Consider the following 12507-nt stretch of genomic DNA (forward strand, 5'->3'; position numbering starts at 1 on the left):
TGCTGATACGGCACAGAAGGGCAGCGGTCGATCAAGAAATATCCGCGCCGTTAAGGGTTCATTAAGCTTTACAGGTGTTTACTATGTCCATCCAGTGATCTGGATTCTTACCGAGTGGTTGGAGCCACTTCGTTTGACGCCTCCCTGTTAAACTCCTGAGAGCCGCCTTATCCGCGGCTCTTTTTTTGTCTGCTTTTGGTCCGCTTGGCGCCCCTGCACAGGCGTTAACCGTTTGTTAAACATGTGCTTGCCTTCACCGGCGGCGAAGCGCATTTTCAAGCTTCAGTCATCTAGGGTGCCGGCGTGACGGCGATGAAGCCGAATCAGCCGACGGGGCAGTGCAGGGGCGTATCGATGAACGAGCCTTCGAAGGGCAGCGCGAAAACCATCAAGCTGGCGGAACGCCGGGTTTTCTCCCAATCCTTCAAACCGCTCTACCAGGAAGGCATGGGCCTGGTTGAGCAAGCAGCGGAATATCTTGACGGCAAGGGCCGGGCCGAGGCCAAGAAGCTGTCCAGACTGGCGGCGACGCTCTATGCGGCCGAATCGATGCGGCTGACCACAAGGCTGATGCAGGTCGCCTCCTGGCTGCTTTTGCAGCGGGCGGCAAATTCCGGCGAGATGACCCGCGACCAGGTCGCCTCGGAAAAATCCAAGGTGCGTCTCGACACCGCCTCGGCGCATGACGAAGCGGTCGGCTGGGGCGAACTGCCGAAGGATTTCCTCGACCTCGTCACCCGCTCGCTGCGCCTGCAGGCGCTGGTGCGCCGCATGGACGAAGAGATCTATGGCGGCGCGTTTGCCGAGACGCCGGTAACAGGCCGCCGCGCCAATCCGGTTTCCGACCAGATCACGCTGCTGAATACGGCTTTCGCTCGAGGTTAAACGCTTCCCGTTTCCGGTTTGTTCACATTTCCCTGACATCGCTGTGCGCCGGAGGTAGACTTCGCGCATGAGGGAAGCGATTCGCATTATCGGTATCGATCCGGGGCTGAGGCGCACCGGATGGGGCATCGTCGAGAGCCTCGGCAACTCGCTGCGCTTTGTCAGCTCCGGCACCGTACGCTCCGACGACAAGGCCGCGCTGGCGACACGGCTCTGCCAATTGCATGACGGGCTGGCCGAGATCCTGCATGCGGCCATGCCGCAGGAAGCGGCCGTCGAGCAAACCTTCGTCAACAAGGATGCGGTGGCGACACTGAAGCTCGGCCAGGCGCGCGGCATAGCCATGCTGGTGCCGGCGCGCGCCGGCCTCGTCGTCGCCGAATATGCCCCCAATGCCGTCAAGAAGGCGGTGATCGGCGTTGGCCATGGCGACAAGAAGCAGATCCACATGATGGTAAAGGTGCTGTTGCCGAAAGCCGTTTTCGACACCGAACATGCCGCAGACGCGTTGGCTATCGCCATCTGCCACGCGCATCACCGGCAAAGCGTCGCCTACAGGATGGCGCTGGCATGAGGGATCACGCATGATCGGCAAATTGAAAGGCACGCTGGACGAGATCGAGGAGGATTTCTGCCTCGTCGATGTGCACGGCGTCGGCTATGTCGCCTATTGCTCGGCGCGCACGCTGGCCGCGCTGCCTTCGCCCGGCGAGGCGGTGGTGCTGTTCATCGAGACCTATGTGCGCGAGGACATGATCCGGCTCTACGGTTTCCAATCGGTGCTTGAGCGCGAATGGTTCCGGCTGTTGATGAGCAATGTGCAAGGCGTCGGCGCCAAGGTGGCGCTGGCCATCCTGTCGACGCTGGCGCCGGCCGACCTCGCCAATGCGATCGCGCTGCGCGACATCGCCATGGTCAGCCGCGCGCCAGGCGTCGGCAAGAAGGTGGCCGAGCGCATCGTCACCGAATTGAAGAACAAGGCGCCGGCCTATGCCGGAACCGCCTCCGGCACCATCGGCCTTAAGCAGGAGCTCGGGGAAGGCGTGGCGCCGGCGCCGATCACCGACGCCGTCTCGGCGCTGGTCAATCTCGGCTATTCGCGCGACACCGCAGCCAATGCTGTCGCGGCGGCGCTGAAGACGGCCGGCGAGGACGCCGATGCCTCGAAGCTCATTCGTTTCGGGCTGAAGGAACTGGCGCGGTGAGTGATTGCTTGTCCGGTCCTTTGCCCTGTGCGAGGAAGGCCGCATGAGCCTTTCACCCCGCCTCATTGCCCCGGAAAAGCGCGGCGAGGATGCTGAGCAGACCTTGCGGCCGCAGACGCTCGCCGATTTCGTCGGCCAGGCCGCGGTGCGGGCCAACCTCAAAGTCTTCATCGAGGCCGCCAAGGGCCGCAGCGAGGCGCTTGACCATGTGCTGTTCGTCGGGCCGCCGGGGCTTGGCAAGACAACGCTGGCGCAGATCATGGCGCGCGAGCTCGGCGTCAATTTCCGCTCGACCTCCGGTCCGGTGATCGCCAAGGCCGGCGATCTCGCCGCACTTCTCACCAATCTGGAAGACCGCGATGTACTGTTCATCGACGAGATCCACCGGCTCAATCCGGCAGTCGAGGAAATCCTCTATCCGGCGATGGAGGATTTCCAGCTCGACCTGATCATCGGCGAAGGTCCGGCGGCACGCTCGGTCAAGATCGATCTTGCCCGCTTCACGCTCGTCGCCGCCACCACCAGGCTCGGCCTTTTGACCAACCCGCTGCGCGACCGTTTCGGCATTCCGGTGCGGCTCAATTTCTATTCTGTCGAGGAACTGGAGCAGATCGTGCGGCGCGGCGCCCGCATCCTGCAAATGCCGCTTGGCGACGATGGCGCGCTGGAGATCGCACGTCGCGCCCGCGGCACGCCGCGCATCGCCGGCCGGCTGCTGCGCCGGGTGCGCGACTTCGCCTCCGTTGCCGGCGACGGTCACGTCGACAAGCAGGTTGCCGACGAAGCCCTGACGCGGCTGGAGGTCGACGCGCTCGGCCTCGACGCGCTCGACCGCCGCTATCTCTCGATGATCGCGCGCAATTTCGGTGGTGGGCCGGTCGGCATCGAAACCATCGCCGCCGGCCTGTCCGAGCCGCGCGACGCCATCGAGGACATTATCGAGCCCTATCTGATCCAGCAGGGTTTCATCCAACGCACGCCACGCGGCCGCGTGCTGACCGCCAATGCCTGGCGCCATCTCGGCCTCGACGCACCGAAGGATCTGGCGCAGCAGCAGATCAACCTGTTCCAGGAAGAGTAACGGAGATTTGTCCTCCGGAACGGGCTGTCTGCGCAGAATTTCCTCAAGCCTGCCAGCGTGAAGGCGCATTCCTGGATGCTATCGGGCGTCGTAGTGTCGGCGCGAACTGCTCCGATCAAGCGTCGGAGCCAGAAAAGTGATCACCAGACGCGGGTTCCTGAAATTCGTCGGGGGTTCGTTCCTCTCGCTGGCGTCGCTCAGTGCCTATGCGGTCGGCATCGAGCCGATGCTGTTGACCCATGTGAAGCGCTACCGGCTGACGCCGCCGCATTGGCCGGCGGGCTTGAAGCTGCGCGTTGTAGCACTTGCCGATATTCACGCCTGCCGCCCCTGGATGACGCCTGAGCGGATCGCTTCGCTCGTCGAGGGTGCGAACGTGCTGCAGCCCGATCTGATCGTACTGCTCGGCGACTATATCTCAGGCATGTCCCTGGTGACGAACCGGGTGGAGGCCCATGAATGGGCGCCGGCCTTGTCAGGACTGAAGGCGCCGCTTGGTGTCCTGTCGATCCTCGGCAATCACGACTGGTGGCACGATCCTTTCGCGCAGCAGGCCGGAGCGGGGCCGACTGTGGCGCGCAAGGCATTGGAGGAAGCCGGCATCTCGGTTCTGGAGAACGACGCTGTGCGTCTGGAAAAGAATGGATACGGCTTCTGGATCGCCGGACTCGCCGACCAGCTGGCCCTGTTACCGAACAAGGCCGCAGGCCGCGACAAATCTGAAGGCCTCGACGATCTCGACGGCACGCTGGCCAAGATCACCGACCAGGCACCGATCATCCTGCTTGCGCATGAGCCTGACATTTTCCCGAAAGTGCCGTGGCGGGTTTCGCTGACGCTGTCGGGCCACACACATGGCGGGCAGGTCAGGCTGTTCGGCTATTCACCGGTGGTGCCGTCCCGCTTCGGCAACCGTTTCGCCTATGGCCATGTCGTCGAGAATGACCGCAATTTGATCGTGTCAGGCGGGCTCGGCTTCAGCATCGCACCGGTGCGCTTCGGCATGCGGCCGGAAATACTACAGATCGACCTCGGTTAGAGCATGCCGGTATTCAGGTGATGCCGGCCTGCAAATGAGGTGTTCCTGCGCTTCCGGTAGTCACGGATCAAAGTCCGCTCCGTTCCGGTTCTCGGACCCCTCATTTTCGACTCGGCCTGACCTGATTCTCGACATGCCCTAGGGCTAATGGAGCGAGCGGATTGCATCCATCACGGCGGGTTCGGCCTTTTCGCCGTTGAAGGCATCAACGATGCCGAAGGCGCCGCCAAAACTCCACACCGACCATGAGAAGCCATGCGCCTCGGCGCGCGCGATCATGTCTTTGACATAGGCGGCGCGGTATTTGGGCGGCATCACATAGGGATTACCATACTCCTGGCGGATCATGCCGAACTCGCCCAGCGTGATGTTTTCCGGCTTGATACCGTTGGCCTTCGCCCACGCTTCGACTTTTTCGAACGGCGCATCCATGACGCCGAGCTGCTTTTCCTCCGTGTCCATGCTGGCGACTTGTTCATCGAGATAGGCGAGCAGGCCGTTCCGTCTGGTCCATGGCGCCTCGGCTTTTATCTTGGCGCGGATCGCATCCAGCATCGCATCGAGTTCGGCGCGCGGCACCGCGGTCAGCGGATAGGGCAGGCCGGTAACATAGAGAATGAAATCGCCGGCCCAGGTCGCGCCCTGATGGGTCAGCAGGAACGGGTCGTAGGAGTGGAAGGTCCAGATGATGTTGTCGTCGGGGATCGACTTTGGGTCGATCCTGACCAGCGAAACCGCACTGGAATAACAGGCGCCGGTCAGGATCAGCGTCAGCCTGGTGGCCGAGGCGCGCGCGGCCGCGAACAGCTTTTGCTGACGCTCCGGCCACAGGCTGGTGCCATCGCTGTCGCAGTCGACGATCGGCTCGTTCATCGGCTCGAAAGCGACCTGCGCCGGGTCCTCGGTGGCCAGCGCGCGCGCCATTTTGCGGATCACCTCGACATAGGCGTCGAAGGTTGCGGGATCGTCCATCACCTGGCCCATGCCGATCTCGCGGCCGCCGCCGGCGGGGATTAGATGCATGTCGACGATCACTTTCAGACCGGCCCGGTTGATCATGCGCGCCGAGTCTCGCACGCTGGCATAGAGGTCGTCGCGCAGCGCCAGCGTCTGGTCCGACATAAACGGCGAGGGGTCGACCGGCATGCGCAGAAAGTCGAAACCGGCGGCCTTCAGCGCCTTGAGGTCACCCTCGTCGAGGAACTTGCGCCATTCCGGATAGGGCAGGATGGCTTGTCGGTCGTTCCATTTGTCTTCCCCGACCCAGGTCGTCCACTGGTCGAGGTTGAGGCCGCGCTTCATCGAAAAGCTCGCGGCCTGACCGGGAAGCGCAGACGACGCCAGCACCAGCAGCGCTGCCATCACGGTCTTGATCATCGCCGTCAACAGTGCCATCGGTTTGCTGCGCTGGTGATTTCGGCAAGACAGGTGCCCCGCCGGGGGCAAAAAGGAAAGCGCGATGGACGATCATGGTGAATCGGCGGCGCTTGCTGCCTGGCTTTCCGGAGCCTTGACGGAATTCGGCCATCGGCTGATGGCGCGGGTCTACTATGCCGACACCGACTTCTCCGGCGTCGTCTACCACGCGCGCTATCTCGAATTCTTCGAGCGCGGCCGCTCGGACTATCTCAGGCTGGCGGGCGTCCACCACACAGAACTTCACGAAGGCAAGCACGGCGAACGGATCGTCTGGGTGGTGCGGCGGATGGAGATAGATTTCCGCTCGCCTGCCCGCATGGACGACATCCTGACCATCGACACATCAACGCAGGATATTTCCGGCGCCCGCATCGTCATGGCGCAGCAATTGAAACGCGGGACAGAGGTTCTGGTCGAAGCAAAGGTCGAGGCGGCGATCATCGGCGAGAACGGCCGGCCGAAGCGCTTTCCGAAAGAATGGATCGCGGCCTTTCTACCAGGAGCAAGCTGATATCCAGGCCTGCCGGCCGGCAACGAGCGGCCAATCGGCAGCGCATTCGATTGTGGATGGATGGCCCGCGTCGTGCCTTGGCGCGGCAATGCGCCGCGCCATATTTCCTAACCCATCCTTAACCATAACGGTTCATGAAGAGATCGGTGAAGATTGGAAGAATCCGCGCGCCTTCCTTTCACCAATATTTGCCCCGAAAAGGCCGCCAACGGTGCATTTTGGGGTAATCCGGAAGCCAAGCGCGAACGGACCACAAGGGATGCCCATGGGCCAGCCGCCAGCGATGCCCGGAAAATCTTAAGGACTGAAGCATGGAAACTACCGCACTCGCCGATCCGGCAGCGCAATTGTCGATTTGGGCGCTGTTCACACAGGCCAGCTGGGTGGTCAAGCTGGTCATGATCGGTCTGCTCTGCGCCTCGGTCTGGACCTGGGCGATCATCGTCGACAAGCTGGTCAGCTATGCCCGCATGCGTCTGTCGCTCAATCGCTTCGAACAGGTGTTCTGGTCGGGGCAGTCGCTGGAAGAGCTCTATCGCACGCTTGCCGACCGCAAGACCACGGGCATGGGTGCGATCTTCGTCGCCGCCATGCGCGAATGGAAGAAGAGCTTCGAGAAGGGGGCCAAATCGCCGCTCGGCCTGCAGACCCGCATCGACAAGGCGATGGACCTGGCGTTGACGCGCGAGATGGAGAAGCTGGAGGGCCGTCTCGGCTTTCTCGCCACCACTGGTTCGGCCGCACCCTTCATCGGCCTGTTCGGAACCGTCATCGGCATCATGACCTCGTTCCAGGCGATTGCCGGTTCGAAGAACACCAGTCTCGCGGTTGTCGCACCCGGCATTGCCGAAGCGCTGCTGGCGACGGCCATCGGTCTGCTCGCCGCCATTCCAGCGGTTATCGCCTACAACAAGCTGTCATCCGACGCGAACAAGATCGCGGTGCGGATGGAAGGGTTCTCGGACGAGTTCTCCGCCATACTCTCGCGCCAAATCGATGAAAAAGTAGCGCCTAAGGGCTGAGGTAAGAAGATGGGTATGTCGGTTGGCATGGCAGGACGCGGCGGGCGCGGACACAGGCGGCGCGGCCGCCACCATGCATTGATGTCGGAAATCAACGTCACGCCGATGGTCGACGTGATGCTGGTGCTCTTGATTATCTTCATGGTCGCCGCACCTATGTTGACGGTCGGAGTGCCGGTCGACCTGCCGGAGACGAAGGCCAAGGCTATGAACGCCGACACCCAGCCGATCACCGTTTCGATCGACGCGGCCGGCAAGATTTTCCTGCAGGAGACCGAAATCCCAAGGGAAGAGCTGGTCGCCAAACTGCAGGCGATTTCCAAGACCGGCTACGAAGAGCGCATCTTCATCCGCGGCGACAAGGCGACCAACTATGGCGCCGCGATGGAGGTCATGGCCCTCATCCAGGCCGCCGGCTACAAGAATATCGGCCTGATTTCACTGCAGCAACAGGATCAGTAGACGCACGATGAAGACCGGCCTCACCACATCGGTGATACTGCATACGGTGGCACTGGCTTTCGGCCTGTTCACCCTGTCGGCGCCGGCCGCGCTGCCGTCCACGGATGTGGAGTCGATAGCGGTCGACATCGTTCCCATGGAAGCCATTGCGCAGACGCTGCAGGGCGACAAGAAGGCGGTGATGCACGAAAAGCCGGCGCCGATGCCGACCAAGCGTCCCGACATCGTGCCAGATGCACAGAAAATCGGCGAGAACAGCGTTGATACCGACAAGCCGGTGACGGACGAGCCCAAGCCGAAGCCGGTGGAGAAAACAGCGACGGCTGCTCCGGCGCCGACGCCGACCGAAAAGCCGAAGACCGAGGACACGCCGAAGCCAAAGGAAGCGCCGAAGCCGACACCTGCGACGGAGGTGGCGCCGGAGCCGCAGCCGAAGGAAGAGGTCAAGCCCGAGCCGGTGAAGCAGGTTGAACCGAAGCCGACCCCGGTGAAGGAGCCTGCACCAACACCGCAGCCGGACACGACCGCCGCCATAGAGCCGAAGCCACGCGTGAAGCCCGATGCGGTCGCCGAAGCCATATCGGATCAGCAGCCTCTGGAAGAAGCGCAGCTTCCGACTTCCGCTCCTGCTCCCGAAGCACGGCCGAAGCCGCAGCCTGCGCAGGCCGAAAGCGCGAAGGCTCCGGACCGCAAGGACACCGACAAGCCGGTCAAGGAAGCCTCGTCGAAGCCGAAGTCGGATGACAAGCAGTTCAATGAGGCTGACATCAAGGCTTTGCTCGACAAGCAGAAGCCATCCGGCGGCGGCGCCAAGCGCTCGACCCAGCAGGCATCGCTAGGCGGCGACAAGGATCAAGGCCAGAAGCTGTCGAAGTCCGAGCAAGGGGCATTGGAAGAACAGCTCGGTGGCTGCTGGACCCTCCCGGTTGGGCTTGAGGGTTCTGAGGATTTCACCGTGGTGATCCGTTTCAGCCTGGATGCCTCCGGCAAGCTGGAGGGCCGTCCGACCGTCGAGAAGTCCAGCGGCAACCCCCAATTCGACAGCAGCGCGGTTCGCGCTGTGCAGAAATGCGATGTCGCCGGCCTGCAGGTGCCCGCCGGAAAGCATGACATTTGGTCCGACGTTCGCGTCAACTTCGATCCCAGAGCGATGCTTGGCCTGTAGCCTGAGCACCCAGAAATCAGCAAGAGAAGCGAGAAGACATGAAATCCATCCTCAAGCCGCTCCTGATGGTCGCCGCGATGGCGATGGGCATGAACGCCGTCGTCACCTTGCCTGCTCGAGCAACCCTCGAGCTCAACGTCAACAAAGGCAATGTCGAACCGATGCCGATCGCCATCCCAGATTTCCAGGGAGGGCTCGGCGCGCAGATTTCCGAGATCGTCACCGCCGACCTGAAGCGCTCCGGTCTCTTCGCACCGATAGACAAGAACGCCTTCATCGAGAAGATCGCCAATCCGGATGCGCAGCCCCGTTTCGACGACTGGAAGGTGATCAATGCGCAGGCGCTGGTCACCGGCAGCGTGAGCAAGGAGGCGGACGGCCGAATCCGCGCCCAGTACCGACTATGGGATATTTTTGGCAACCAGCAGATAGCCGGGGAGCAGTTTTTCGCCAACGACGCAAATCAACGCCGTGTCGCCCACATCATCGCCGATGCGATCTATGAGAAGCTCACCGGCGAGAAGGGCTATTTCGACACACGCGTCGTCTTCATCGACGAATCCGGCGCCAAGAATGCGCGTAAGAAGCGGCTCGCCATCATGGACCAGGACGGCGCCAATGTGCGCTATCTCTCCGATGGCCGCTCGATCGTGCTGACGCCGCGTTTCTCGCCGAATCGGCAGGAAATCACTTACATGTCGTATGAAAGCGGCCAGCCGCGGGTCTATCTGCTGCAGATCGAGACCGGACAGCGCGAACTGGTCGGCAACTTTCCCGGCATGACCTTTGCGCCGCGCTTCTCGCCCGACGGCCAGAAGGTGATCATGAGCCTGCTGCGCGATGACGGCAATTCCAACATCTTCGCCATGGACCTGCGAAGCCGCTCGACCACCCGGCTGACCAACTCGACCGCCATCGACACCTCGCCCTCTTATTCGCCCGACGGCAGCAAGGTGGTATTCACTTCCGATCGTGGCGGCCGTGCGCAGATTTATGTGATGGGCGCCGACGGCTCGGGCCAGACCCGCATTTCGTTCGGCGACGGCGTCTATTCGACGCCGGTGTGGTCGCCGCGCGGCGACCTCGTCGCCTTCACCAAGCAGACCGGCGGCGAATTCCAGATCGGCGTCATGAAGACCGACGGTTCGGGCGAGCGCATCCTCTCCTCGGGCTTCCAGCAGGAGGGACCGACCTGGGCGCCCAACGGCCGCGTGCTGATGTTCTTCCGCGACTCCGCCGGCGGCCCAAAACTGGTTTCCGTCGATCTCACCGGCCGCAACGAACAGTCGATCCCGACCGCGAATTTCGCGTCGGATCCCGCCTGGTCGCCGCTGCTGGAGTAGGTTCGGCCGAATTGCCACACCTGCTAAAAAGGGGCCCGTTTGGCCCCTTTTCCATTCATTAGTCGCGTTTCGGCCGCATTTCCGCCTAGGGTCCGCGCCAACTGTGACCGTGGATTTGAAGGTCGTGGACGGACGATCGAAACCAAACATTAACCGTATTTCTTGAATGCCGGTTAACCCAAACGTGGTTACTGGGTGATCAACGAAATCACTCGAAATACGATCACTCGAATACGAAGGAGAGGCGGCATGGGCCGTATCGCAGCACTTACCAGAAACCCGGCGATGATCGCCCTGATCGCGATGCTCGCCATCACCGGTTGCGCCTCGAAGAAAACCCCGAACAACGCTGCCGATCTCGGTCTCAATGGCGCGGGTGCCGCAACGCCGGGCTCGGCGCAGGACTTCACCGTCAACATTGGCGACCGCATCTTCTTTGACACGGACTCGACCGCGATCCGCGCCGATGCGCAGACGACGCTGTCGCGGCAGGCACAGTGGCTCAACCAGTACAAGCAGTACGCCATCGTCGTCGAAGGCCATGCTGACGAACGCGGCACACGTGAATACAATCTGGCTCTCGGCGCCCGCCGCGCCGCCGCCACCCGCGACTTCCTGGTCGCCAGGGGCGTTTCGGCGAGCCGCCTGAAGACCATTTCCTACGGCAAGGAACGTCCGGTCGCGGTCTGCGACGACATCTCCTGCTGGTCGCAGAATCGCCGCGCCGTCACCACGCTCTCCGGCGCCGGCTCCTGATGAGTAAGACGGCGGCCTTAGTCGCATAATTGCAACACCTCCATGCGAAAGGCGGCCTTGTGGCCGCCTTTTTTAGTTTCGGCCCCGGAAACAAACCCGGAAACAAAATTTGGCCGAAGTCTCGCCTCCTGCTAAAAGCCGAGGGCGTCGTGCCGGTCCCACTGTGATCGGAAGGCGCGAACAGGCTCACGATATTCACGGCGAGAGGCACATGCATTTCAGATCGGTCTTGAGCGGCACGCTTGCGCTGCTGCTCGTATCAGGCTTCGCGGCTTCCGCGAGCGGCACCGGACAACCCGCGGATAGCGGCTTTTCCTTCCATCTGCCGACGCTCGGCATTTTCGGCAAGAAGGAGAAGCCGGAGCAGCAACAGATCGCGCAGCAGCAGGACGGCACCGCCGCCGCGGGGCTGGAAGATCAGCTCCGGCAGATGAACGGCAAGCTCGAGGAACTCAACTTCCAGATCCTGCAGATGCAGGAGCAGATGCGCAAGCAGCAGGAAGACAACGAGTTCCGCTTCCAGCAGTTGGAAGGCGGCTCCAGCGGGCAGCCGCCGGCCCAGAAGAAATCGGAGGCCGCGCCGCAGGACGGTGGCGCGGGCACCGGCGTCGCCGAGGCCCCGGCAGACCAGGCGCCGGCCGATGCCGGCGCGCAGTCGGATGGCGGCCAGAGCGTCGGCGAGGTCATCGTCGAATCGCAGACCGGCGATCCCGGCAAGGTGATCAACGGCACGCCGCCCAAGACCTTCGGCACCATCACCGTCGACAAGAACGGCAATGTAATCGACGCCGGCGGCAACACGCAGGCAGCGGCGCCGGCGGAAGGTGCGGCTCCCGCCGCCGAGGCGCCGGCTGCCGGGGCTAAGACCGGCAAGTCGGACGGCACCGTGGTGGCGGCGCTGCCTGCCACCAACAACCCGGAAGAGATCTACCGCAACTCCTACCAGTTCATCCTGTCGGGCGACTACAGCACCGCCGAGCAGGGTTTTCGCGACCACATCGCCCGCTTCCCGAAGGACGCCAAGGCGGCGGACGCGCATTACTGGCTTGGCGAATCGCTGCTTGGCCAGCAGAAGTATCATGACGCTGCCGAGGTTTTCCTCTCCGCCAGCAAGGACTATCCGAAGGCCAAGAAGGCGCCTGACATGCTCCTGAAGCTTGGCGTGTCGCTGGTCGGCCTCAAGCAGAAGGATGTCGCCTGCGCCACCTTCGGCGAGATCGGCAAGCGCTATCCCGATATTTCGGCCGCGCTCAAGGAACGCGTCAAGCAGGAGAGGGCGCTGGCGGCGTGCTAGTCTTTGCCGTGTTGTCCCAGAACCGGGACCACTTTTGCGCGACATGCATTGATGCTCGATACCGAGCCTGACCTTTCGAATTTTTCGCAGATCGACTTTACCAACGGCGCGCTTGCGGCCGTGTCCGGCGGCAGCGACTCGACCGCCCTCCTTCTTCTCCTCAAGGCTCACCTCGACCGCAGCGCCCCGACAGCCCGGCTGCTGGCGGTGACGATCGACCACGGCCTGCGTCCGGAAGCAGCAGCCGAAGCGCGCAGCGTGGCAAAGCTTTGTGCCGAGCGCGGCATCGCGCACCTGACGCTCAACTGGCACGGCGCCAAGCCGT

At 62.7% G+C, this 12507-nt stretch carries 14 protein-coding genes; 13 read left to right on the plus strand and 1 reads right to left on the minus strand.

Annotated elements, in window-relative coordinates; translation table 11 throughout:
• Positions 1-354: 354 nt before the first annotated feature.
• From rcdA to NKI06_RS08210, 5 genes are all read left to right on the plus strand, one after another.
• Positions 355-885 carry a protease adaptor protein RcdA gene (gene rcdA, locus NKI06_RS08190; RefSeq protein ID WP_023688956.1) on the plus strand — a complete coding sequence of 177 codons (531 nt, stop codon included), beginning with the start codon at positions 355-357 and terminating at the stop codon, positions 883-885.
• Positions 886-952: 67 nt separating this feature from the next.
• Entirely contained in the window at positions 953-1459 is a 507-nt protein-coding gene (gene ruvC, locus NKI06_RS08195) for a crossover junction endodeoxyribonuclease RuvC (RefSeq protein WP_352760782.1), read from the plus strand.
• A 10-nt stretch (positions 1460-1469) separates the two neighbouring features.
• The gene (gene ruvA / locus NKI06_RS08200) at positions 1470-2090 is read left to right on the plus strand and encodes a Holliday junction branch migration protein RuvA (protein ID WP_023668770.1); all 621 of its coding nucleotides are present in this window, start codon (positions 1470-1472) and stop codon (positions 2088-2090) included.
• Between the two features lie 43 nt (positions 2091-2133).
• Complete coding sequence (ruvB, locus tag NKI06_RS08205) at positions 2134-3171, plus strand: Holliday junction branch migration DNA helicase RuvB (protein ID WP_023688958.1); 1038 nt, start codon at positions 2134-2136, stop codon at positions 3169-3171.
• A 136-nt stretch (positions 3172-3307) separates the two neighbouring features.
• Positions 3308-4210 carry a metallophosphoesterase gene (locus NKI06_RS08210; protein ID WP_352984803.1) on the plus strand — a complete coding sequence of 301 codons (903 nt, stop codon included), beginning with the start codon at positions 3308-3310 and terminating at the stop codon, positions 4208-4210.
• Positions 4211-4354: 144 nt separating this feature from the next.
• Here NKI06_RS08210 and NKI06_RS08215 read toward each other — a convergent pair whose 3' ends face one another.
• On the minus strand, positions 4355-5605 hold the full coding sequence (locus tag NKI06_RS08215) for a glycoside hydrolase family 5 protein (RefSeq protein WP_352984805.1): 1251 nt from the start codon (positions 5603-5605) through the stop codon (positions 4355-4357).
• A 64-nt stretch (positions 5606-5669) separates the two neighbouring features.
• Here NKI06_RS08215 and ybgC point away from each other — a divergent pair, with 64 nt between their 5' ends.
• From ybgC to NKI06_RS08255, 8 genes are all read left to right on the plus strand, one after another.
• Positions 5670-6140, plus strand: coding sequence for a tol-pal system-associated acyl-CoA thioesterase (gene ybgC / locus NKI06_RS08220; protein ID WP_352444886.1), 471 nt, complete (start codon positions 5670-5672; stop codon positions 6138-6140).
• 311 nt (positions 6141-6451) lie between these two features.
• Positions 6452-7162: a protein TolQ gene (gene tolQ, locus NKI06_RS08225; protein WP_023673844.1), complete on the plus strand. Its 711-nt coding sequence runs from the start codon at positions 6452-6454 to the stop codon at positions 7160-7162.
• Positions 7163-7171: 9 nt separating this feature from the next.
• Complete coding sequence (gene tolR / locus NKI06_RS08230; RefSeq protein ID WP_023673843.1) at positions 7172-7624, plus strand: protein TolR; 453 nt, start codon at positions 7172-7174, stop codon at positions 7622-7624.
• Between the two features lie 7 nt (positions 7625-7631).
• A complete protein-coding gene (gene tolA / locus NKI06_RS08235) occupies positions 7632-8789 on the plus strand; it encodes a cell envelope integrity protein TolA (RefSeq protein ID WP_023673842.1) in 1158 nt (385 codons plus the stop codon).
• A gap of 38 nt (positions 8790-8827) precedes the next feature.
• Positions 8828-10132 (plus strand): Tol-Pal system beta propeller repeat protein TolB, encoded by a 1305-nt coding sequence (tolB, locus tag NKI06_RS08240; protein ID WP_023673841.1) that lies wholly within the window; start codon positions 8828-8830, stop codon positions 10130-10132.
• Between the two features lie 249 nt (positions 10133-10381).
• The gene (gene pal, locus NKI06_RS08245; protein ID WP_023684182.1) at positions 10382-10888 is read left to right on the plus strand and encodes a peptidoglycan-associated lipoprotein Pal; all 507 of its coding nucleotides are present in this window, start codon (positions 10382-10384) and stop codon (positions 10886-10888) included.
• Positions 10889-11099: 211 nt separating this feature from the next.
• Positions 11100-12182 (plus strand): tol-pal system protein YbgF, encoded by a 1083-nt coding sequence (gene ybgF / locus NKI06_RS08250; RefSeq protein WP_023733018.1) that lies wholly within the window; start codon positions 11100-11102, stop codon positions 12180-12182.
• Between the two features lie 51 nt (positions 12183-12233).
• The coding region (locus NKI06_RS08255) for a PP-loop family protein (RefSeq protein ID WP_352984807.1) at positions 12234-12507 on the plus strand (274 nt) is incomplete at its 3' end.

It is taken from the genome of Mesorhizobium sp. M0772, from assembly GCF_040320135.1.
GTDB lineage: Bacteria > Pseudomonadota > Alphaproteobacteria > Rhizobiales > Rhizobiaceae > Mesorhizobium.